The following is a 21251-nucleotide window of genomic DNA, read 5'->3' as shown; positions in this document are numbered from 1 at the left end:
GGAAACGATTTACCCCCTTACCCGTCCTCCTGCCGTTTGGGAGGAAACAATGGGGCATTCAGTCCGCATGCCGGTGACGCCGATGCTGGGAACATCCATGTTCTTTTCCGGCATCACCTATGCAGCCACCGCTCCCTATGCGTCGCTGGTTGGCGTCGACGCACTGGGCATGGCACCAAGCGTTTTCGCAACGGTGATGGCCATTGGTTCGTTGATCGGCCTGATCAGTGCTGTCGGGCTGGGTCTGCTCTCGGACCGGATCAAAGATCGCCGCTGGCTTGTCATACTGACGGCCTTTGCGGGCATGACAGGCCACGCACTGATATTCTGGGGTCAATCGCCCCTCACCTTCATCATCGCCACGGCCGTGATCATGCCTTTGGGCTTGGGGTGTTTTTCCCAATGCCTAGGCTTTATGCGCGTATACTTCGTGCACCATCGGCCGGACAGGGCCGACTTCATCATGACCATTATGCGCATGATGTTCACCCTGGCCTGGGTGATCGTCCCCCCGCTGGTGGGATGGATCGCTTCGGCATACAACGTTTTTCTGGTCTATCTGCTCTCTTCACTGAGCTATTTGGCCATTGGCGCCATATTCCTCGCCTTGCTGCGAAACCGCGACACCGCGGTGCAATCGCCACGCATCGAAAGAGCGGAAGGGGCATCATTGCTCTCAACCTTTGCGATTGAGCGGCCCAAGGTATTTGGCCTCTGTTCAATCGTCCTGATGTGGACCGGCGCGCGGACGGCGAGCTATATCGTGCCGCTGTTTATCGTCAAAGAACTGGACGGCACGCTTGCCAATGCAGGTATTTATTCGGGCATCAATGCTGCCATTGAAGCGCCGACCATGTTTGCTATTGCGTGGCTGACCACCAAGGTCAGCAAGGAAACGCTGCTTGCAATTGCCGGCCTGTGCCTCGCGGTGTTTCTCGCCAGCGTGAGCCTCGCGCCCTCCATCCTTGTGATCTACTGCCTTCTCGTCATTAACGCTGTCGGCGTCGCGCTCATCCAGACACAGAACATCGCCTATGCGCAGGATGCGATTAAGGGGCGCGTTGGGTTGTCCACCTCGCTGATCGACCTAATGGGGATCGCGACAAACCTTCTATCGGCCGCAGCATTTGCTGTGCTGATGGGCTTGAACGACTATCGCCTCGCCATCGCTTGTGCGGCCGGGTTCTCCCTCATTGGGGCGCTCTCTATGGCGGGTAGCAATTTCAAACGCCTAGGCCGTCTCCGCTCGGCCTAGGCCGATCAGCATCCGAGATGGCTCAAATTAGCGCTTTTCATTAGACGAAATCGATTTAACCCCTTACCCCTTTGCCGCCTTGAGGGAGGACACTATGGCCAGAACGCTTCGAATGCCGGTTACACCAATGCTGGCCACTTCGATGTTCTTTTCGGGCATCACCTATGCGGCGACCATCCCCTATGCCTCGCTCGTGGGTGTCGACACGCTGGGCATGAGCCCCGGAGTGTTCGCAACCATCATGGCCATCGGCGGGGTCGTCGGCACATTGGTGTCGCTGTTTCTGGGCTATATTTCCGACAAGATCAAAGATCGGCGTGGTCTGCTGCTTTTGTCGGCCCTTGCCGGGGTTGCTGCCAATTTCACGGTCTATGCCGTTCCCACCCAATTCGGATTTGCCTTTTCGGCCATAGTGCTCATGCCGCTGGCGGGCGCGAGTTTTTCGCAGTGCTTTGCCTATATCCGCGTCTTTTACGCCAAGAACGCGCTCGCTCGCGCCGACGTCATGGTCACGACGCTACGCTCGGTGTTTACGGCGGCCTGGGTGATCGTCCCCCCGCTTGCGGGTTGGGTGGCGGCTGAGTTTTCGATCTTCAACGTCTACCTCATGGCCGCTTTGGCCTATGTGGTCATTGGCGCGATTTTCGCGCTGATGATGGTTGATCCGACCACCGCGGTCCAAATGCCGCCGCCGGTTCGGGCCGAAGGCGCGTCGCTTCTCTCCACCTTCGCACTACCGCTCAGCACCCTTGGGGGGCTCATCAGCCTTGCCGTGATGACTGCCGCAGCGCGCATTCTCACCTTCACGGTGCCCCTGCTCATTGTCACCAATTTGGGTGGCTCTCTGCCAGACGTGGGTTTTTACGCCGCCATTACCGCGGCGATTGAGGTTCCCAGCCTGCTGATCTGGGGGTGGCTGGGCATGCGCTTTACCAAAGAGATCCTGCTCGCCAGCGCGGGCGTTATCCTCGCGTTGTTTATGCTGAGTGCGGCGATGAGCCAGTCGCTGCCGATGCTGTATTGGCTGCTCATCCTCAACGGCTTTGCGACTGCAGCACTGATGGGGCTCAATATTTCCTATGTGCAGGAAGCGATCAAAGGCCGTGTCGGGCTCTCGACCTCGCTGCTCGATGTCATCGCCATTTCCGCCAATCTGATGGGTGCGACGGCTTTCGGGGTGCTGACCAGCGGCGGCGATTATCGGTTTGCGCTGATGGTTGGTGCGGGCGTGGCGGTTCTCGGCGTGGTCATTATGGTCGGGGCAAATGTGAAGCGGCTGCGGCTTTTGCCGGTGAATGAGGGATAGGCGCGGAGTACCCCCACCCCGGCCCTGCCCTCAAGGGGGAGGGAGAAGGAAGAACAACCCGCGGCATACAAGGTACGGCCTCCCTGCCCACAAACAAAAAAGCCGGAGGTTTCCCCCCGGCTCTTTTAAAACTCTGCGCTCTTATTCAGTGCGCTTCTTCTTGTGGTCCTTGACCTTAGGCTTCTTCACGAAGAAATCGCCTTCAGTTGCTGGCTTGGACCAAGCTGGCTTGCCTTTGTCCTTGTCGAACTTTGGCTTGTCAGCGCGAGGACGTTCGGCGCGTGGCTTGTCGTCCCAGGTCTTTGGCTTGTCATCCCAGCTCTTGGCTGGGCGCTCACCGCCACCGAAGTCGTCAGAACGTGCCTTCTTGGGGTAACGTGCCTTACGGTCTTCACGTGGCGCCATCGGATCGTAGCTCGATGGACCAGTTGGACGACGGTTGCCCTGCGGACGCTCGTTGGAGCGCGCTGCTGGAGCTTCGGTCTCGGAGATGTAGACACCCTTTTCGAGCGTGCCGCCCTTGCCGACAGCCTTCTTGAAGGCGTCAACCTTGTCAGCAGCTACTTCAAAAACGGTTTCCGTTTCAAAGATGCGGATCGAGCCGACGGCAGATTTGCCAACGCCACCAGCCTTACAGATCATTGGCAACAACCAACGCGGCTCAGCGCGCTGCTTGCGACCAACCGAGACCTTGAACCATGCGCCGCCATTGAAGGCGTCACGCGATGGACGTTCGCGGGAGTTGAAGTCGTCGCCCGAGGATGGGCTCACATCTTCTGGAACCGGACGTGCTGCCAGCTGCAGACGGATGTAAGCGGCCGCAATGGCTTCTGGCGCGTGACGCTCCAGCAGTTCTGCCACCAATGGTGCTTCATCTTCCGAAGCCGCATTGCTCAGCATTTCTGCCGAGAGCATCTGCTCGCGATAGCGCGCATCGATCTCGTCTGCGGTCGGCGGGTTGATGTTTTCTGGGTCGATCTTTGCGCCACGCAGGATCGACAGCGCAACGCGCTTGCGGTGTGCAGGAGCGATAACAACGCAGGTGCCCTTGCGGCCCGCGCGGCCAGTACGGCCCGAACGGTGCAACAGGGTTTCCGAGTTCATCGGCAGATCGGCGTGGATCACGAGATCGAGGCCTGGAAGGTCGATACCGCGAGCCGCAACGTCGGTTGCAACGCAGATACGAGCGCGGCCATCGCGCATCGACTGCAGCGCATTGGTACGTTCGGCCTGCGAGAGTTCGCCCGACAGGGTCACCACGGCGAAGCCACGGTTGGCAAGGCGAGCCGAGAGGTGCTTTACCGCTTCACGGGTCGAGGCGAACACGATGGTGTTGGTGCTTTCGTACCAGAGCAGCGTGTTGATCACCGCGTTTTCGCGTTCGGATGCGGAAACCGACATCAGCTTGTATTCGATGTCAGCGTGCTGCTGGCCCGAGCTGGTGGCGGTGATGCGCAGTGCGTTCTTCTGGAAGGTCTTGGCCAGTTCAGCAATCTGCTTAGGAACAGTTGCCGAGAACAGCAGGGTGCGACGATCTTCCGGAGCGGCGTCGAGAATGAACTCGAGGTCTTCGCGGAAACCAAGGTCGAGCATTTCGTCTGCTTCGTCGAGCACAACGGCACGCAGCTGGCTCATGTCGAGCGCGCCACGGGTGATGTGGTCACGCAGACGACCCGGTGTACCCACAACGATGTGAGCACCACGATCGAGCACACGACGTTCGGCGCGCTGATCCATGCCGCCGACGCCAGCAGCGGTAACCGCGCCAGTTTCGGCATAGAGCCAGGTCAATTCGCGCTGAACCTGCATAGCGAGTTCACGGGTCGGAGCAATGCAGAGGGCAAGCGGTGCGCCCGGAGGCGGCAGGCGATCGTCTTCGCCGAGAAGGGTTGGCGCAATCGCCATACCAAAGGCCACGGTCTTACCGGAGCCGGTCTGTGCGGACACGAGCAGGTCGCGTCCTTCGGTGTTGTCCTCGATCATCGCAGCCTGCACAGGAGTGAGGCTGTCGTAGCCCTTTGCGGTCAGCGCGCGGGCGATTGGAGCGAGGATGTTTTCAGGCAGGGTCATCACGTTCTTTCATGCGATGCAGCATGCTTGGCGGTTGCCGGTTCCGACAAAGAAGGAACGGATGACCAATAAAGCTTCTGCATAATTTGGGTTCCACAGGGGGCTAGGGAACCCGGAGGTTTGTTGTCTATAGCACAAACAAGCAAAAAGGCCGCCTCTAGCGGGCAGCCCCATGAGTCTCTCAGTAACGAGGACTGGAGCAAAATACCAGAGACAGGTTGCCCCACAGGCATGGTGCGTCACTATGGACCGTGCGACAGAGGGGCATTTAAAGGGAAAGGGCGAACCGTTTTGGCCCGCCCTTCCAATCTCTAGAGCTTATCCCGTTATCGGAATGAGCTCTGTCATCGGCACTTAGCCAACGATTTCTGCGTCGGTGAAGAAGTACTTGATTTCTTCAGCAGCGGTTTCTGGAGCGTCCGAACCGTGTACGGAGTTTTCGCCGATCGAAAGAGCGAATTCCTTACGGATGGTGCCTTCAGCAGCCTGTGCTGGGTTGGTCGCGCCCATGACTTCACGGTTCTTGAGGATTGCGCCTTCGCCTTCCAGAACCTGAACAACAACCGGCGAAGCCGACATCTGTTCTACGAGTTCACCGTAGAATGGACGTTCCTTGTGAACTGCGTAGAAGCCTTCGGCCTGTTCGCGGGTCATGTGGATCTTCTTCATCGCAACAATGCGAAGGCCAGCGTCTTCGAACTTGGCAGCGATCTTGCCGATGAGGTTACGACGGACGGCATCTGGCTTGATGATGGAGAAAGTACGTTCGAGCGCCATGGCGGTCAAATCCTGTTGCGTGGAGAAAGGTGGGGCCTTTTAGCGGAGCCTTGTTACAGGCGCAAGACGGTGTGCGCGCTCGGATGAGACTTCATCGCCGAGCACACACAAAAAGTGACAGCCCGGCGCCGCGAGCCGGTCTGCCTTTTCCCTTAGCGGTCGATGGTGACCACTTCACTGCCCAAAACCTTGCCGTCGGCGCTGGTCAGGGTGACGTTGAGCTGGGTGATCGTCTCATCCGCTTCAATGACATAGGTCACATCGCCTTCTTTATCGCGGGTTGTGCAGTTTGGGCTCTCGCCAGAAACGGCCAGTTGCACCTCAAGCACGCCATTGGTCAGCGCACCCAGAGTTGGCACACCGATCTGGTCACACCCGCCATTCTTATATTCGATGTCGAACTCGACCTGCGTAGCATTGACGCGTTCGGCATCAATGTCCGCAAAGCGCAGCGCATTGGCCGCTTCCTGCGCAAAGACAGGCGTTGCCAGTGTGGTTGCAGCGACGAGGGCTAGAGCTAGAGTGGTCTTCATCATGGTTCGGTCCTCTTCGGAGTTGGTCCTCGTCAATGGCCAAGCGAGGATTTCGCTCCCCCTCTTGTCCCATGATATTCGCCCAGCGGTTGCCAACGCAGCGCTTAGCCCCTAATCCAGCACCAATCATTTTTTCTAAAGCGCCGGTGCAAGCTGGCGCTGACTAGCGGATCGACTTGGCCCATGCTGACCATCAACAATCTGACCTACCGCATCCAAGGGCGCGAGCTCTTTGAAGATGCGTCGCTGGTTCTGCCCGATGGTGCCAAAGTTGGGTTCGTGGGCAAGAACGGTACCGGTAAAACCACGCTGTTCCATATCATTCAGGGTCACATCAACGCTGATGCCGGCTCGTATGAGATCAACAAAAAAGCCAAGCTTGGCGCCGTAGCGCAGGAAGCCCCTGCTGGCGACGAAACCGTGCTCGACGTTGTGCTCGCCGCCGATAAGGAGCGCACCGCGCTCATGGCGGAAGCAGAAACGGCCACCGACCCAGATCGTATTGGCGAAATCTACACCCGCCTTGCCGACATTGAGGCCCACACAGCTGAGGCGCGCGCGTCCACTATTCTCAATGGCTTGGGTTTTGCGCAGGATCGTCAAAACTCCCCTACCCGCGAGCTTTCCGGTGGTTGGCGCATGCGTGTGGCGCTCGCGGCCGTGCTGTTCAGCCAGCCTGACCTGCTGCTCCTCGACGAACCGACCAACTATCTCGATCTGGAAGGCACGTTGTGGCTCGAGAAATATCTCTCGACCTATCCCTATACCGTCTTCCTCATCTCGCACGATCGTGACCTCCTGAATAAGGCCGTCAATTCGATCGTTCACCTCGAGCACCGTAAGCTGACTTTCTACAAGGGCAATTACGACACCTTCGAGCAGACCCGTCGCATGCAGATGGAGCTCAACAACAAGAGCCGCGAGAAGACGCTCGACCAGATCGCGCATCTGCAAAAGTTCGTGGATCGCTTCAAGGCAAAGGCCACCAAGGCCAAGCAGGCGCAGGCTCGCGTCAAGATGATCGAAAAGCTGCGCCCGCCTGAAGCGATGTTTGACGAGCACTCCTCGCCCTTCACCTTCCAGCAGCCAAAGATCGACCTGCCCACGCCGATGATCACCCTGGATCGGGTGTCCACCGGCTATGGCGACAAGGTCATTTTGCGCAATATCACCCAGCGTATTGACCCAGACGCGCGCATCGCGCTGATCGGGGTCAACGGCAATGGTAAGTCGACCTTTGCCAAGCTGCTCGCGGGCGACATCCCGGTGATCGATGGCGCGATGAAGATGCATAAAAAGCTCGAAATCGCCCACTTTGCCCAACACCAGATGGACAAGCTCAACCCCGAGTGGACGCCGCTTGAGCACGTGGTCGATCTCACGCCCTATGACACGGAAGCCAAGCGCCGCAGCCGTCTGGCGCAGATGGGCCTCACCACCAGCCGCATGGACACCAAGGCCAAGCACCTTTCAGGTGGCGAACGCGCACGCCTGCTCATGGGCCTGATCACCTTTGGTGGTCCGTCGATGATGATCCTCGACGAACCGACCAACCACCTCGACATCGACAGCCGCGATGCGCTGGTGCATGCGCTCAATGACTATCAGGGCGCAGTGTTCATCATCTCGCACGATCGTCACTTGATCGAAGCCACTTGCGACACGCTCTGGATTGCCGAAAACGGCACGATCCGCGAGCTGGACGAAGACCTCGATAGCTATCAGCGCAGCATTACCTCCGGCAAAGACACCAAGGGCAATGGCTCTGACGCCAAGGGTGAGCGCAAACTTGGTCGTCAGGAAGCCGCGGCCCGTCGCGCTGAGCTTGCGCCGCTCAAGAAGAAGATCACTGACGCTGAAAAGAAGATGGCGCGGCTCAAGACAGAGCTCGACAAGATCGACGCCCAGCTTGCCGACCCGGCCATTTACAACGGCCCCTCGGACAAGATTATCGCGCTGGGGAGGGACAAGTCCCGCTTCGGCAGCGAGCTCGAAACCCTCGAGGAAAGCTGGTTGATGCTGTCAGCCGAGCTGGAAGAGGCGGAGAAGGAATAAGCCTTCTTTCGCCTTTCAGCGGCGCTGTGCCCGAGCATATTGGAACTGGCGGCGTAGATCTGACAGTTTTTCGAGCAATATCGCCGTGCCACCATCGGGCACGCGGGTGAAACTCACCGCATAGCCAACATCGTGCAGCAGAATGGCGACAAACGCCGTCTGCTGATCGGCTCGCTTTGAGCCCTTATCGACAGCAAAGCGCTTTGCGCGGTCGAACCCCAGATCTGAGAATTGCGCATAATTCTGGTGCTGCTGCACCATATGGATCAATTTGGCTTCGACCGGACCGTGGCGAAACGCAGGGCTGGTGAAAAACAAATAAGCCGCGATAATTGCAGCAACGAACCAAAGCTCAGCGTAATAAAATCCGCCCAGCAGCAGGCAGCCTAAAATGAAATACATAATGCCGGTCTCACATAGCAATGTCCGGCAATGGTCGAGCGCACGCTCTGTTCCATCACACACGCGGATGTGAATCTGCTCCGCGCCCCGCAATTGGGTGCCCGCCCCCGAGCTCTAGGGGCCATCAAAACCGAGATACTCATAACTACTCAAACGGCTTAAAAAAACTCTTGATCGAGCTAAGCACCCATGGGACCCAATGACAAGCGCCAGAACAGCGAACTTTGGCAGCCTCTTCACCAAATTCACACGCCCAGATTGACACCACGCCATGGGTCTTCTTTCATGCCGGCAACAAGGGGCGTGTTGATGCGTAAAATTTGGCTGCTGCTCACCGTCGCGTTGATGGCAATTGTGCCTGCCGCAGCTGCCGATTTCGGGGATCTGCCAAAGCACCAGCGCGCTGACGCCCTGCGCTATGCCGCAAACAACAGCCTCTTCACGCTCTATCATGAGACGGCCCACCTACTGATCGACAAGCTCAACCTGCCCGTTCTGGGGCGCGAGGAAGACGCAGCGGACACGATCGCGACCTATGTGATGCTGGAGAAAAAATCCCCCGACATGAACCGCGCCTTGCAGGATGCGGCTGAGGGGTGGCTCACCACGGCACGCAATTATCAGGCGGCGTTCAATATCGAGGACTATACGGCAGGCTATAGCCCAGATCGCCACCGCGCCTATCAGATCATGTGCCTGATGGTGGGTGCCGATGGCGCAGCGTTCCGCAAGTTTGCCAATAGCCACGGCTTAGCCTCTGGCCGCCAACACGAATGCGCCTTCGTTTATGAGCAGGCCTATCAAAGCGTCTCCTCGCTTTTGAGCAAGCAGACAGGCCCTTCGCGCGTTGATGTGAAATACTTTCCCGCCGGGCGCTCGCTGCGCCTCGCCGAGCGCGCTTTGCGGCGGAGTGGCGTCATTGAAAAGGTCGCCGACGAGCTGCGCACCAACTTCAAAATCCCCGGTCGGGTGCTGATGACGGTGCGCGTCTGCGACGAGCCCAACGCCTTTTATGACACCACGACCAGCGAAATCATTTTTTGCTACGAACTGATGGAAGAGTTTCTCCAGAGCTATTCCGCGGACCTTCCCACTGCAGTAAATCAGCGCTAGAAAATTGTGACGTGATCGAGGGATCACGTATCGGGGGATTTCTCATGCGCAGAGGTTTAGGGGCCAGTCTGGTGGCCCTTAGTTTTGTTTTGTCTGCAGGCACGGCTTTGGCCAAAGACGGGCCGCTGGATGAAGGGGAAGGCTTTAACGGCTTTGCCACCTATTCGTCCCACAGCATCACGCGGGAAGCCGCATCGGACGAGGCGCCAGCCGAACTGCCAGAAGACGCAGGCGACATCATGAGCGATGCCATGACCTTCGCCATGCACGATGCCAGCTTCACCATTTACCACGAAGTCGCGCATCTGCTCATTGGCGAGCTCGATCTGCCAGTTCTGGGCAAGGAAGAAGATGCCGCCGACGCTTTGGGTACGATCTGGCTGCTGGAGTTTGACGAAGCCGAGGATAGCTACGACGCTTTGGTTAGCGCCGCTGATGGCTGGTATTTCAACGCGCTAAAGGCCGACACCAGCACATTTGAAGATCTCTCCTATTCCGCCGACCACACGCTCGACCTCCACCGAGCTTATGCCATGGTCTGCTACATGGTTGGCAAAGACCAGTCGGTGTTTGGCGATACGGCGGATGACTACGACATCGACAGTGACCGTCAGGAGAGCTGCGAGAGCACTTATAGTGACGCCTTCCGAAGCTGGATGCGCCTGCTCGAACCACACATCACCGAGAGCGATGCGGTTTCAGATTATGAGGTGATTTACGAGGATGCTGGCGAGTATCAGGACATCGCCGATGAACTCAAGTCACGCGCCATTATCGACATCGCGGCAGCATCGATTGCCACAACATTCACCCTCCCCCGCAAGGTAACGTTCCGCGTGATGCAGTGCGGCGAAGCCAATGCCTATTACTACCCGGCAGAAGGGGAAGTGGTTTACTGCTACGAACTGGCCGACGCCATGCGCACCCTCTATGTCTATGACATCATGGGATGGGGCGACACGGCCAATTAGCTAAACCCGACGTAACGGCCGGGGCGGTGGTTGAGCGCAACAATCATGTTCATCACCAGCGCCCCGAGCACCGAATAGAAGACGCGGTCGAGGGGCAGGACGAAGAAGGCGGCGACCAGAATGGCGGCGTCCACTGCCAATTGGAAATAGCCCGCGCGGATGTTGAAATTCTCTTGCAGGTAGAGCGAGAGAATATTGATCCCACCGACGCTGGCTTTGTGGCGGAACAGCGAGAGCACCCCGAGCCCAATGAGCCCGCCACCCACCAGCGCTGCAAAGAGCGGGTTGATGGTTTGGATATCGATCCACACCGGAATCTGGGCCGAGAACAACGACACCAGTGCCACGCTAAACATGGTTTTGAGGCCAAAAGGCACGCCCATGCGCATGAAGGCCAGCGCATAAAACGGCAGGTTGATCGCAAAGAACAGCCAGCCGAACGGAATGCCCGTGGCGTATTGTAAAAGCAGAGCCAGGCCCGCCGTACTGCCCGTCGCCAATTGGGCTTCGGCGTAGAAGGCAATGCCGAGGGCGACCAGTGTCGTGCCGATGAAAATAGCAAAAATGTCTTCGGCAAGATTGTGCCGGCTCGGCGTTAGAAGATCGTGCGTCATGCCTTTTTGACCCAGCGTCCAGTCGGCTCTTGCTGCCAATACGTCACTTCATTGCCCGTACGCAGCGCTTTCCAAGCGACACGCGCTTGCGCCACGGCGTTCTCATCATGGCCAGAAAACATGAAGACGAGGCGATTATAACCCTCTGCCGATTGCGGCACTGCGCCATCGACGAAGAACCGCACCGTCGCCTGATTGGGGTTTTCCTGGCCAGTGGTGATCAGAATAGGCTGTTGGCTGTCCAGCTCGTCACCGGCCAAACCATGGGCCACAAACGAGTCATCTCGGAAGGTCCAGAGCAGAGAATCAAGCGCTTCCGCTTTCTCTTGGCTCCCCACTTCGACAACCGCACGCCAACCGCGTTCTGCGGTCTTCTCAAGAAGTTGCGGGATAACAGCTTCCAGCGGACGCGCTTCGAGGTGATAGAAGAGGATTTCGGCCATGAAAGCGACCTTATCGCGCTTCAAATCGGCGCGCTAGCACAAGACAAGCGCTGGTTCTGTCGCCTAACAGATTGTTTGCCGGGGCGAATTCAAGCATGGTGCAGCCGATGAAGAAGCTGACAGCCTATATTTCGCGATTATTCGCCACAGACGCGGTGATCCTGTTTGTGATCGCCTGCTTTTTGTTGTGGCTGGTGAACTGTTTGCGCCAGTTCGACGTGGTGTCCGTCAAGGGGCAAGGGTTTGGCACCCTCGCTGTCCAAGCGCTTTATACCATGCCGCCTCTGGCACTCGCCTTCTTCTACATCTGTATCGGCATTGGGATTGTGCGCGCGCTCGCAGCGCTGCAAAACAGCCACGAGTTGCACATTATCCATTCGAGCGGCGGTCTGAAGTCGCTGTTCCGGGCAACGATTTTCGTGTGCACGCTCTCGGTTATTGCGGTGATGTTCCTCGCTCATATCCTTGAGCCGATGGCCAACCGCAAATCCTATGAGCTGCAAGCTGCGGTCGCCGCCGACCTCGTCAGCTCCACCCTCAAGCCCAATCGCTTCACGCAGGCGACGCCGGGCGTCGTGCTGCTCATTGGAGGACGCGAAGGCAGCGGGCTGATCAACGAATTCTATGCCGATGATCGACGCGATCCCGGCATGCGCCGCACCTATATCGCCGAAACTGCACGCGTTATGGGCGACGGCGAAAACTACTTCCTCGAATTGCGCGACGGCAAAATCGAGAACCTCGACGCCAATGGTCGCTATTCCGAAGTGCGCTTTGCCCGATATGAGCTGGGCATCGACACGCTGAGCCAGCAAAGCGTTTACGTCGACAAATACGCCTCCATGGATTCCATCTCCATGGTCCGCGAAGCGCTCGAGACGGGCAATTGGCACAGCGAAATCTTGCGCCACCTATCGAACCGCTCCGCCGAAGGCCTGCGGGTCATCGGCCTTTGCGTTCTCGTTGTCGCTATCTCTGGCTTCCCAAGCGGTAAGCGCACCCGGTTCAAGCTGCCGATGGAAGCGGTCGTTATGCTCATCGCCTTTGGCGAGCGCGGCATGAGCGCTTATTCTCCCTGGGGCCCCGGCACAGGTGGCGTCGTGCTCTTTGTGGTCGGCATTCTTGTCTTTGCCTTTAAGATCTGGCCCCGGCGCATTACGCGGGATGGGGTTGCAGCATGAACCAGATAGATCGTCTCGTCCTCGGCCGCCTCGCCTCCCGTATCGGCGTCACCGTCTTCATCTTCTACGGCCTGATTGCGCTGGTCGAGTCACTCGACACCTGGCGCTTTTCGGTTGTTGAGAGCGAACGCGGCTTCTTCATGGCCCTTCTCATGGTTGCCATGAGCGCTGTGCGCTGGACCATCAAAACCCTGCCCGTCACCGTATTGATGGGGGCCATTCTGGGGCTGGTTGACCTCAAGATGCGCCACGAGCTGACCGTCATCAAGGCCAGCGGCATCTCCATTTGGCGCGTGTTGCGCGCGCCCACTCTGGTGCTCGCCGCTGCAAGCCTCGTCATCGCCATTGGCGCAGAAACCGTCAGCACGCAGATCAATCGCGATCTTTATCCCATTCCCCCGGGTCAAACGGCGCAGCTCACCCCAGCGGGCGAAATCTGGCTGGAGCAATATGGCGAGGACAGCCACTACGTGCTGATGGCACGCGCCATGTCGCCGGGCGGCGAACAGCTGACCGATGTCACGGTCTTTAACCTCCAGGAAGCCGATTACGCGCGCTATGAAGCGCCGACGGCCGTGCTCCAGCAAGGCTATTGGGTTCTGAGCGATGCTATTGGCCGTCGTGCCGACGCCGTCGCCAAAACTTTGCCTTCGGTGCGCCTCTCGACCATTTCGACGCCCTCCGAAATCAGCCTCAAAACCTCCTCAACCGACGATTTGACCTTCTTCGAGTTGGCGACACTGATGCAAAAGGGCATCGCTGACCCAATGGTCGCCTCGGCCACGGCGATGCGCCTGATCAAGCTCCTCGCGTTGCCTCTGGTTCTCGTCGGCTCGCTGTTCATCGCGTTTGCCTTCACGGCAGGCTACAGCCGCCGCATGCAAATCGGCCCTTCAGTACTCTATGGCATGGTGCTGGGCTTCTTAGTTTTTGTGATCACCGAGATGGCGGATCGTGCAGGCTCGACCGGCGCAATTGATCCTCTGGTCGCCGCTATTTCACCGGCCCTCGTTGCCATTATCATTGGGGTGACCGTATTGTTACGGCGCGAAGATGGTTGGACTTAACCCTGCCAACAGTCCCATTCGGATTTTGGCCGTAATCATCAAGCAATTGACAGTCCTGTGCGGACGCCGCATTGAAGGCGGCAAATGAATGAGCGGACGCGAACTATGACTCTTGTCAACCTTCGGCGCGGTTTGAGCGCAATCTTCGTGAGCCTTATGCTCGTTGCTGGCGGTGCGACCTCAGCTTTTGCTGCCACGGTTGCCACAGTGAACGGCGAGCCTGTTACCGACGTGCAGGTCGATCAGCGCCTGCGTCTCTTCCAGATGGAAGGCAATAAGACTGGCCGTCAGGGCGCGCTCAAGCAGCTCGTCGATGAAGCCATTCAGATGCAGGAAGCCAAGCGCATCGGCATCACTGTGTCCAATGCTCAGGTCGATGACGCTTTCCTTCAGGTCGCGCGCAATCTTCAGCTCAGCCGAGATCGCCTAATGCAGGTTCTTCAGCAGGGCGGCGTTTCCGCCCAAACCCTGCAGGATCGTCTGCGCGCTGCTATCGCCTGGAACGGCATTCAGCAGTCGGCAGTGGCTTCGCAGGTCCAGATTTCCGACCTTGAACTCGATCAGCGCGCCGCTTCGCAGCTGGCTGATTTCCAAAGCTTTGATTACATCCTCAAGGAAGTCATCTTCGTTGGTGGTGGCGGTCGTTCCGGCCAGGCCAATAAGTACCGCTCGAGCTTTGCCGGTTGCGATACCGCAGTTGATCTCTCACTCGCGTATAACGACGTTGCTGTGATTGACGTTGGTCGTCGTCACGCCACCCAGTTCCCAGATGCCCTCGCTAAGGAGCTCGCAGCTCTCAATGTCGGCGGCGTCACCAAGCCTCGCGCTGTCGAAAACGGCCTCTCCATGCTCGCCGTGTGCGAAAAGGTTCAGGCGCAGGATCTGACCTTTGTGAAGGGCGGTCTGCGTGACGAAGTTGGCCAGAGCCAATACGAGCAGGCAGCCAAGGACTATATGGAAACGCTGCGCACCAACGCTAAGGTCATCTACAACTGATCTTCAGCGCAGCTGATTGGACCAATCCCAGCGGCCGCAGTTTTGCGGCCGCATGATTTATGAGAGCCAGAATGACTGCTCCATTGGCTGTGACCATGGGCGAACCGGCCGGCATCGGCCCGGACCTCATCCTCCAACTCTACGCTGAGCGTGATGCGCGGGCCCTGCCCGCTTTTCTCGTTTATGGCCACGCCGAATTTCTTCGCCAACGCGCCCAGCGTCTCGGACTTTCCATTTCTATAGTTGAGGCGACGCCAGAGACGGCAACTTCACAGTTTCCGAACGCCCTGCCCGTGCTCTCGCTACCCGGTGACGTGCCCGACACGCCGGGTCAGTCCGTTGCGGGAACCGGCAAAGTGGTGATTGAGGCTATCGCCCGCGCTGTGGCCGATACACGCGCCGGGCGCACCAGCGCCGTGGTAACCGCCCCGATCAACAAAGCTGCGCTCTATGAGGTCGGCTTCGCGCATCCTGGCCACACCGAATATCTTGCAGAACTCTGCGCCGAAAACGGCATTGTGCCTCTCCCGGTGATGATGCTGGCGCATGAAGACCTGCGTACCGTTCCGCTGACGATCCACGTCCCCATCAAGGACGTGCCGGGGCTCATCACCCACGATCTCATCGTCGAGACCCTGCGCGTCATGGCGCGCGATCTCACCGCGCGCTACGGCATCGCTGCGCCAAAGATCGCTGTGGCTGGGCTAAACCCGCACGCGGGGGAAAACGGCACCATCGGCCGCGAGGACGTAGAAATCATCGTGCCCGCTCTTGAGGCCGCGCGCGCCGAAGGCATAAACGCCATCGGCCCGCTGCCCGGCGATACGCTGTTTTTCCCGCCCCACTGGCGTCAGTATGATGCGGTGTTGGCGATGTATCATGATCAGGCCCTGATCCCGATCAAAACCGTGGCCTTCGACGCTGGGGTCAATGTCACCTTGGGCTTGCCCATCGTGCGCACCTCGCCCGACCACGGCACCGCTTATGCTCTTGCCGGCACCGGCAAAGCTTCCCCTTCCAGTTTCGCTGCGGCCATTGCCATGGCGCACCAAATGACGGCCAATAAGTCATGAGCCAAATCGACAATCTCCCGCCGCTGCGCGACGTCATCGCCGCCCACGATCTGCGCGCCAAAAAAGAGCTGGGTCAGAATTTTCTATTCGATCTCAATCTCACGGCCCGCATTGCCCGCGTTGCGGGTTCGCTCGAAGGGGTTCGCGTTATTGAAGTTGGCCCCGGCCCCGGTGGTCTGACGCGCGCTTTGCTGGCAGAAGGCGCTCACGAAGTCATCGCCATCGAACGCGATGCCCGCGCTCTGCCCGCCCTTGCCGAAGTCTCCGATCACTACAATGGCCGCCTCACCGTCATCAGCGGCGACGCGATGGAGATGGACTATCGCTCCCTCGCCTCAACCACTGGTCCGACGCGCCTCATCGCCAACCTGCCTTACAATATCGGCACCCCGCTGCTTATTGGCTGGCTGACGACTGATCCTTGGCCACCGTTCTTTGACAGCCTGACGCTGATGTTCCAGCGCGAAGTGGCCGAACGCATTTGCGCCCAGCCGGGCGACAATCACTATGGCCGCTTGGCCGTTCTCGCCAATTGGCGCTGCCACACGCGCATTGCCTTCAATGTGCCGCGGCAGGCTTTTGTCCCGGCCCCGGCCGTCACCTCGGCTGTCGTCCATCTGGTGCCCAAGCCCGTGGAAGAAGGTCTTGCGGTCAAGCATGTCGAGCAGATTACCAAGGCCGCCTTTGGCCAGCGCCGCAAGATGATCCGCCAGTCGCTCAAATCGCTTGGCGTGCCGGTTGAGGCCCTCCTCGCGGCGGCTGATTTGAAGGGCGACGAACGCGCTGAAGTCCTTCCCGTCGAAAGCTTCCTCGCCATGGCCCGCGCGCTCCCCGGCCTGCGCCAGGGTTAAGCGCCGCCACAAGTCTTTAGGGTCGGGGTAAGAACCAACAAAAAAGCCCCGGCTCACGCCGAGGCTTTACCATCCAATAAGACCAAAAATCAGCCTTCGATTTGGCCCTGCAGCTCGCGGACAAAACCTTCAAGGTTCACCTGACGACGGCTCGCAAGACGTGCTGAGGCCAAAATGGCCCGGACGCGCGCCACCGACTGTTCCAAGTCCTCGTTGACGATCACGTAGTCGTACTCAGCAAAGTGGTCCATCTCGATTTTTGCGTTCTTGAGGCGCTTCTCGATCGTGCCGACGCTGTCCTGCGCGCGACGCTCAAGACGGGAGCGCAGCTCCTTAATCGACGGCGGCAGAATGAACACGGTCACCATATCGGCGCGCGCGTTTTCATAGAGCTGCAGCGTACCCTGATAATCGATATCAAAGAGAATATCGTGGCCCGCGACCAGCTGCTCTTCAACCTTGGAGCGCGGCGTGCCGTAGAAATTGCCATGCACTTCAGCGGACTCGAGCAGATCGCCCGCAGCCTGCATCTTCTTGAACGTCTCGACGTCGATGAAGTGATAGTGCTTGCCGTCGATTTCATCGCTCCGGCGCTCACGCGTCGTCACAGAGACAGACAGGCGGATGTTTGGATCATCACCAAACAGGGCTCGCGAAATCGAGGATTTGCCTGCTCCTGAGGGAGATGCAATCACCAGCATGACGCCGCGGCGCTGAAAGTCCATTGTCGGTTCTCTTATCGTAAAACTCTTGTCGCGTTTGTTGCGACATCCCCCCAAAATGGTCAAGGGCAAGGCAGGCTTTACGCACTGCCCTGCCCTCAATCTCACCTTATTGTGGCGCGTCTTCGGCTTCTTCGGCCTCTAGCGCCTGCCGTGCAGCCTCGGCTTCTGCCTCTGCCTGAGCTGCCGCTTCACGCTCAATTTCACGGTAGCGGGCGACGTTCTGACGATGCTCGTCATAGGTCTCCGCAAAGACGTGACCTTCGCGAGGAGTTGCACCCTTGGCCACGAAGTAGAGATAGTTGTGGCTATCTGGGTTGGCGACAGCGCGGAGCGCTTCAATGCCAGGGTTGGCAATTGGCGTCGGCGGCAGACCGTCGATCTGATAGGTATTATACAGGGTCTTGGCTTCGATTTCCGAGCGGCGAATGCCGCGGTCGAGCGTCGATTGACCCAGCGTAATGCCATAGATGATCGTCGGGTCAGACTGCAGACGCATGCCGGTGCGCAGACGATTGACGAACACCGCTGCGATCTGCGGACGTTCCAAGGCAACGCCGGTTTCGCGTTCGACGATAGAGGCGAGTGTCAGCATCTCCGCTGGCGACTGTAGTGGCAGATCTGGCTGACGGCTGTCCCAGACTTCGGCCAAAGCCTGCGTCATCGCCGCCTGCATTTTTTCGAGGACAGTCTGGCGCGAGTCGCCCGGCACATAGTCATAGCTGCCCGGCAGGATCGAACCCTCTGGCGGCAGCTGGCTAATGTCACCCGTCAGGCGATCATCGGCATTGATGCGCTGCACGGCCTGCCAGACCGTCCAGCCTTCTGGAATGGTCACAGCATAGCGCATGGGGTCGCCCAGCGTCAGCTCTTGCAAAATCTTGGACATGCTGGAGCCAGCAGGGATGTTGAAATCACCAGCCTTGACGACAGCACTTTGCTCAACGCGCGATCCAAATTGGGTGAAGATCAGCGAATTGGAAATGAACCCCTGTTCTTCCAAACGGTTCGCAGTGGTGCTCAGCGTATTGCCGGACTCAACGCGAAACACGCGGTCTTCCTGCGTTGGGCCATCACCATAATACTGGGAAGCGATATAAAAACCTGCACCGCCCACAACAACCAGCCCGATTACGAGCAGTGTAAGAAGGCCATTGAGAACGTCAATCAGCCCGTTACCTGAGCGTTTGCGGCGGCGTTTTCTGTGCTCGTTCATCTATCAACTCTCTCCGGGCCTTGAGGTGGCCTTTTGTCAGTCTTCTAGTGCCAAACTGTGGCGAAGACCGATTAAAGACAAGGGGCTCCGCGCTGGAAAGCGCAGAGCCCCTCGCAAAATATTGGAAAAAAGCGCTTAGACCTTGCGCATCACCAGAGTAGCGTTGGTGCCACCGAAGCCGAAGCTGTTGGAAAGCGCCACGTTGATCTCTTTCTTGATCGCCTTGTGGGGAACAAGATTGATGGCGGTCTCGACGGAAGGATTGTCGAGATTGAGGGTCGGCGGCACGATTCCATCGCGCATGGCGAGCAGACAGAAAATCGCTTCAACCGAACCAGCAGCACCCAGAAGGTGACCGATAGCCGACTTGGTCGAGCTCATAACTGCTTTGTTCGCAGCATCGCCAAGAACACGCGTCACTGCGCTCAGTTCCAGTTCGTCGCCGAGTGGCGTCGAAGTGCCATGAGCGTTGATGTAGTCAATCTCGGAGGCAGAAATGCCTGCGCGCTTGACTGCAGCACTCATTGCGCGGAACCCACCTTCACCTTCCGGTGCTGGTGCAGTGATGTGATAAGCATCGCCGGAAAGGCCATAACCGATCACTTCGCCATAAATCTTGGCGCCGCGAGCCTTAGCGCGCTCGTATTCTTCGAGCACGACAATGCCAGCGCCTTCGCCCATCACGAAGCCATCACGATCCTTGTCATAAGGACGCGACGCTGCGGTTGGGTTGTCGTTAAAGCCAGTCGAAAGTGCGCGGGCAGCCGCAAAGCCGGCCAGCGACAAACGATTGACGCAAGCTTCCGTACCACCCGCAACCATAACGTCTGCATCGCCGAACGAAATCAGACGGGCCGCATCGCCAATGGCGTGCGCACCGGTGGAGCAAGCGGTTACGACGGAATGGTTCGGCCCCTTGAGACCGAAACGGATTGAAACATGGCCAGAGGCCAAGTTAATCAGACGACCTGGGATGAAGAAGGGGCTGATCCGACGTGGGCCCTTCTCGTGCAGCGTAACGGAGGCATCATAGATGCCGCCGATACCGCCGATACCCGATCCGATCAGAACGCCAGTGCGTTCCTGCTCTTCTTGGGTTTTGGGCTCAACGCCCGCATCCTGGATAGCCTGAGTGGCCGCAGCCATGGCGTAGACGATAAACTCGTCGACCTTGCGCTGCTCTTTGACCTCCATCCACTCGTCGGGGTTGTACATGCCATCGGCATATGCCCCGCGAGGAACTAGGTGGGCGATCTGGCAGGCAATATCGTCGACTTGGAAGCCGTCGATACGCTTGGCGCCACTCTTCCCAGCCAGGATGTTGGACCATGTAGCCTCAACACCACAGCCAAGAGGCGTGACTAGACCCAGTCCGGTTACGACGACTCGACGTAGTTCCATGGTGTGGCCAGCCAATATTAGCTGGTAGCCTTGGTCAAGAACGCAACGGCATCGCCGAAGGTCTGGATCGACTCAGCTGCGTCGTCCGGGATCTCGACCGAGAATTCTTCTTCAAAAGCCATAACCAGCTCAACCTGATCGAGCGAGTCTGCACCCAGATCGTCAATGAAGCTGGCCTTTTCTACGACCTTTTCCGCATCCACATTGAGGTGTTCTACAACGATCTTGCGGACCCGATCAGCGACATCGCTCATGTTTGACTTCCTTTTTGAAATCGACGTTTCGTATTCGCTTCTTATTGGCGGCAAGCCAATACATCAAGCATGCTGTTGACTAGCTCGGCGGCAATGTAGGCGGCATATTGTGCGCCCGCAAGCCGACGGCATGGGTAAACGCGGCGCGGGGTAACACGTTTCCCCAGGCAAGGCCAGCCGCGAATACACCTCTATCCAAGGCTAGAAGCCTTAGATCATCGCCATACCGCCGTTCACGTTCAGTGTGTGACCGGTGATATAGGCTGCAGCATCGCTCGCCAAAAAGACGGCACATGCTGCAATTTCCTGACCGGTGCCGAGGCGACCAGCTGGAACAGAAGCGAGAATGGATTCACGCTGCTTTTCGTTCAATTCATCCGTCATTGCCGATGCAATAAAGCCGGGAGCGATTGAGTTTACAGTGATATTTCGGCTTGCAACTTCGTAGGCGAGTGCCTTGTTCATGCCGATCAGGCCAGCCTTAGAGGCTGCGTAATTGCCCTGACCCGCGTTGCCGGTGACACCGACAACCGAAGAAATACCGATGATGCGACCCCAACGGGCCTTCATCATGCCGCGCAGGACGGCGCGGTTGAGATGGAATGCCGCAGTTAAATTCACTGCAATCACTTCATCCCATTCCGCATCTTTCATGCGCATAAAGAGATTGTCGCGAGTCAGACCAGCGTTGTTCACGAGGATATCGACGCCGCCCATAGCGGCTTCAGCCGCTGGAACGAGCGCATCGACCTCTTCGAGCTTGGACAGATTCGCTGGAAGAATCGGGCAATCCTTGCCGATTGCATGGGCGGTCTCTTCCAGAGCTGCAACGCGGGTCCCAGAGAGGGCAACAGTTGCGCCTGCAGCAGCGAGGGCCTTGGCGATTTCACGACCAATGCCGCCGCTGGCACCCGTTACGAGCGCGCGCTTACCGGTAAGATCAAACATGGG

21 protein-coding genes are annotated in these 21251 nt (G+C 58.3%); 10 read left to right on the top strand and 11 right to left on the bottom strand.

What is annotated here, in order from left to right; translation table 11 throughout:
- Positions 1-49 precede the first annotated feature (49 nt).
- Positions 50-1255 carry an MFS transporter gene (locus tag HKD40_RS15635; RefSeq protein ID WP_169196720.1) on the top strand — a complete coding sequence of 402 codons (1206 nt, stop codon included), beginning with the start codon at positions 50-52 and terminating at the stop codon, positions 1253-1255.
- A gap of 94 nt (positions 1256-1349) precedes the next feature.
- Positions 1350-2561, top strand: a complete 1212-nt coding sequence (locus tag HKD40_RS15630) for an MFS transporter (protein WP_169196719.1) — start codon at positions 1350-1352, stop codon at positions 2559-2561.
- 141 nt (positions 2562-2702) lie between these two features.
- Here the strand turns inward: HKD40_RS15630 and HKD40_RS15625 are convergent, their stop codons facing one another.
- The 3 genes from HKD40_RS15625 to HKD40_RS15615 form a co-directional block, all read right to left on the bottom strand.
- On the bottom strand, positions 2703-4631 hold the full coding sequence (locus HKD40_RS15625) for a DEAD/DEAH box helicase (protein ID WP_169196718.1): 1929 nt from the start codon (positions 4629-4631) through the stop codon (positions 2703-2705).
- Between the two features lie 354 nt (positions 4632-4985).
- Positions 4986-5408, bottom strand: a complete 423-nt coding sequence (gene ndk / locus HKD40_RS15620) for a nucleoside-diphosphate kinase (protein ID WP_169196717.1) — start codon at positions 5406-5408, stop codon at positions 4986-4988.
- Between the two features lie 152 nt (positions 5409-5560).
- Positions 5561-5944 carry a hypothetical protein gene (locus HKD40_RS15615; RefSeq protein ID WP_169196716.1) on the bottom strand — a complete coding sequence of 128 codons (384 nt, stop codon included), beginning with the start codon at positions 5942-5944 and terminating at the stop codon, positions 5561-5563.
- 180 nt (positions 5945-6124) lie between these two features.
- On the opposite strand from HKD40_RS15615, the gene abc-f reads away from it, so the two are divergent.
- Positions 6125-7996: a ribosomal protection-like ABC-F family protein gene (gene abc-f, locus HKD40_RS15610; RefSeq protein WP_169196715.1), complete on the top strand. Its 1872-nt coding sequence runs from the start codon at positions 6125-6127 to the stop codon at positions 7994-7996.
- A 15-nt stretch (positions 7997-8011) separates the two neighbouring features.
- Here the strand turns inward: abc-f and HKD40_RS15605 are convergent, their stop codons facing one another.
- Entirely contained in the window at positions 8012-8398 is a 387-nt protein-coding gene (locus HKD40_RS15605) for a hypothetical protein (protein ID WP_169196714.1), read from the bottom strand.
- Positions 8399-8707: 309 nt separating this feature from the next.
- Between HKD40_RS15605 and HKD40_RS15600 the strand changes: the two genes are divergently transcribed.
- Positions 8708-9511: a DUF4344 domain-containing metallopeptidase gene (locus HKD40_RS15600; RefSeq protein ID WP_169196713.1), complete on the top strand. Its 804-nt coding sequence runs from the start codon at positions 8708-8710 to the stop codon at positions 9509-9511.
- A 71-nt stretch (positions 9512-9582) separates the two neighbouring features.
- Entirely contained in the window at positions 9583-10482 is a 900-nt protein-coding gene (locus HKD40_RS15595; protein WP_169196712.1) for a DUF4344 domain-containing metallopeptidase, read from the top strand.
- On the opposite strand, the gene HKD40_RS15590 is transcribed toward HKD40_RS15595, so the two are convergent.
- A complete protein-coding gene (locus tag HKD40_RS15590) occupies positions 10479-11096 on the bottom strand; it encodes a YitT family protein (RefSeq protein ID WP_169196711.1) in 618 nt (205 codons plus the stop codon). The two genes, HKD40_RS15595 and HKD40_RS15590, sit on opposite strands and share 4 nt — an antisense overlap.
- Positions 11093-11539, bottom strand: coding sequence for a DNA polymerase III subunit chi (locus HKD40_RS15585; RefSeq protein ID WP_169196710.1), 447 nt, complete (start codon positions 11537-11539; stop codon positions 11093-11095). The genes HKD40_RS15590 and HKD40_RS15585 overlap by 4 nt, the downstream gene beginning before the upstream one ends.
- A 107-nt stretch (positions 11540-11646) precedes the next feature.
- On the opposite strand from HKD40_RS15585, the gene HKD40_RS15580 reads away from it, so the two are divergent.
- The 5 genes from HKD40_RS15580 (at position 11647) to rsmA (ending at position 16707) form a co-directional block, all read left to right on the top strand.
- Entirely contained in the window at positions 11647-12720 is a 1074-nt protein-coding gene (locus tag HKD40_RS15580) for an LptF/LptG family permease (protein ID WP_169196709.1), read from the top strand.
- The gene (locus HKD40_RS15575; protein ID WP_169196708.1) at positions 12717-13787 is read left to right on the top strand and encodes an LptF/LptG family permease; all 1071 of its coding nucleotides are present in this window, start codon (positions 12717-12719) and stop codon (positions 13785-13787) included. The genes HKD40_RS15580 and HKD40_RS15575 overlap by 4 nt, the downstream gene beginning before the upstream one ends.
- Before the next feature lie 105 nt (positions 13788-13892).
- A complete protein-coding gene (locus HKD40_RS15570) occupies positions 13893-14783 on the top strand; it encodes a SurA N-terminal domain-containing protein (RefSeq protein WP_169196707.1) in 891 nt (296 codons plus the stop codon).
- A gap of 71 nt (positions 14784-14854) precedes the next feature.
- Positions 14855-15856, top strand: a complete 1002-nt coding sequence (gene pdxA / locus HKD40_RS15565; RefSeq protein ID WP_169196706.1) for a 4-hydroxythreonine-4-phosphate dehydrogenase PdxA — start codon at positions 14855-14857, stop codon at positions 15854-15856.
- On the top strand, positions 15853-16707 hold the full coding sequence (gene rsmA / locus HKD40_RS15560; protein WP_169196705.1) for a 16S rRNA (adenine(1518)-N(6)/adenine(1519)-N(6))-dimethyltransferase RsmA: 855 nt from the start codon (positions 15853-15855) through the stop codon (positions 16705-16707). The genes pdxA and rsmA overlap by 4 nt, the downstream gene beginning before the upstream one ends.
- 89 nt (positions 16708-16796) lie before the next feature.
- On the opposite strand, the gene gmk is transcribed toward rsmA, so the two are convergent.
- The 5 genes from gmk to fabG all read right to left on the bottom strand — a co-directional run bounded on the left by gmk (position 16797) and on the right by fabG (position 21248).
- Complete coding sequence (gene gmk / locus HKD40_RS15555; protein WP_169196704.1) at positions 16797-17432, bottom strand: guanylate kinase; 636 nt, start codon at positions 17430-17432, stop codon at positions 16797-16799.
- A 106-nt stretch (positions 17433-17538) separates the two neighbouring features.
- Positions 17539-18645: an endolytic transglycosylase MltG gene (gene mltG, locus HKD40_RS15550; protein WP_169196703.1), complete on the bottom strand. Its 1107-nt coding sequence runs from the start codon at positions 18643-18645 to the stop codon at positions 17539-17541.
- Between the two features lie 135 nt (positions 18646-18780).
- A complete protein-coding gene (fabF, locus tag HKD40_RS15545; RefSeq protein ID WP_169196702.1) occupies positions 18781-20046 on the bottom strand; it encodes a beta-ketoacyl-ACP synthase II in 1266 nt (421 codons plus the stop codon).
- A gap of 17 nt (positions 20047-20063) precedes the next feature.
- On the bottom strand, positions 20064-20300 hold the full coding sequence (locus tag HKD40_RS15540; RefSeq protein ID WP_169196701.1) for an acyl carrier protein: 237 nt from the start codon (positions 20298-20300) through the stop codon (positions 20064-20066).
- Positions 20301-20510: 210 nt separating this feature from the next.
- Positions 20511-21248 carry a 3-oxoacyl-[acyl-carrier-protein] reductase gene (gene fabG / locus HKD40_RS15535; RefSeq protein ID WP_169196700.1) on the bottom strand — a complete coding sequence of 246 codons (738 nt, stop codon included), beginning with the start codon at positions 21246-21248 and terminating at the stop codon, positions 20511-20513.
- Positions 21249-21251 lie beyond the last annotated feature (3 nt).

The organism is Devosia sp. MC1541 (genome assembly GCF_012847305.1).
In the GTDB taxonomy this organism is placed as follows: Bacteria; Pseudomonadota; Alphaproteobacteria; order Rhizobiales; family Devosiaceae; genus Devosia.
Note: the sequence above shows the minus strand (reverse complement) of the source record. Positions and strands in the feature narration are given on the sequence as shown.

What these genes read in the sequence shown, in the direction of transcription:
- HKD40_RS15570 (WP_169196707.1), top strand. Translation starts at nt 13,893, where the DNA reads ATGACTCTTGTCAACCTTCGGCGCGGTTTGAGCGCAATCTTCGTGAGC.
- fabG (WP_169196700.1), bottom strand. Translation starts at nt 21,248, where the DNA reads ATGTTTGATCTTACCGGTAAGCGCGCGCTCGTAACGGGTGCCAGCGGC.
- fabF (WP_169196702.1), bottom strand. Translation starts at nt 20,046, where the DNA reads ATGGAACTACGTCGAGTCGTCGTAACCGGACTGGGTCTAGTCACGCCT.
- HKD40_RS15635 (WP_169196720.1), top strand. Translation starts at nt 50, where the DNA reads ATGGGGCATTCAGTCCGCATGCCGGTGACGCCGATGCTGGGAACATCC.
- HKD40_RS15540 (WP_169196701.1), bottom strand. Translation starts at nt 20,300, where the DNA reads ATGAGCGATGTCGCTGATCGGGTCCGCAAGATCGTTGTAGAACACCTC.
- mltG (WP_169196703.1), bottom strand. Translation starts at nt 18,645, where the DNA reads ATGAACGAGCACAGAAAACGCCGCCGCAAACGCTCAGGTAACGGGCTG.
- abc-f (WP_169196715.1), top strand. Translation starts at nt 6,125, where the DNA reads ATGCTGACCATCAACAATCTGACCTACCGCATCCAAGGGCGCGAGCTC.
- HKD40_RS15585 (WP_169196710.1), bottom strand. Translation starts at nt 11,539, where the DNA reads ATGGCCGAAATCCTCTTCTATCACCTCGAAGCGCGTCCGCTGGAAGCT.
- ndk (WP_169196717.1), bottom strand. Translation starts at nt 5,408, where the DNA reads ATGGCGCTCGAACGTACTTTCTCCATCATCAAGCCAGATGCCGTCCGT.
- HKD40_RS15605 (WP_169196714.1), bottom strand. Translation starts at nt 8,398, where the DNA reads ATGTATTTCATTTTAGGCTGCCTGCTGCTGGGCGGATTTTATTACGCT.
- HKD40_RS15615 (WP_169196716.1), bottom strand. Translation starts at nt 5,944, where the DNA reads ATGATGAAGACCACTCTAGCTCTAGCCCTCGTCGCTGCAACCACACTG.
- HKD40_RS15630 (WP_169196719.1), top strand. Translation starts at nt 1,350, where the DNA reads ATGGCCAGAACGCTTCGAATGCCGGTTACACCAATGCTGGCCACTTCG.
- rsmA (WP_169196705.1), top strand. Translation starts at nt 15,853, where the DNA reads ATGAGCCAAATCGACAATCTCCCGCCGCTGCGCGACGTCATCGCCGCC.
- pdxA (WP_169196706.1), top strand. Translation starts at nt 14,855, where the DNA reads ATGACTGCTCCATTGGCTGTGACCATGGGCGAACCGGCCGGCATCGGC.
- gmk (WP_169196704.1), bottom strand. Translation starts at nt 17,432, where the DNA reads ATGGACTTTCAGCGCCGCGGCGTCATGCTGGTGATTGCATCTCCCTCA.
- HKD40_RS15625 (WP_169196718.1), bottom strand. Translation starts at nt 4,631, where the DNA reads ATGACCCTGCCTGAAAACATCCTCGCTCCAATCGCCCGCGCGCTGACC.
- HKD40_RS15575 (WP_169196708.1), top strand. Translation starts at nt 12,717, where the DNA reads ATGAACCAGATAGATCGTCTCGTCCTCGGCCGCCTCGCCTCCCGTATC.
- HKD40_RS15580 (WP_169196709.1), top strand. Translation starts at nt 11,647, where the DNA reads ATGAAGAAGCTGACAGCCTATATTTCGCGATTATTCGCCACAGACGCG.
- HKD40_RS15590 (WP_169196711.1), bottom strand. Translation starts at nt 11,096, where the DNA reads ATGACGCACGATCTTCTAACGCCGAGCCGGCACAATCTTGCCGAAGAC.
- HKD40_RS15600 (WP_169196713.1), top strand. Translation starts at nt 8,708, where the DNA reads ATGCGTAAAATTTGGCTGCTGCTCACCGTCGCGTTGATGGCAATTGTG.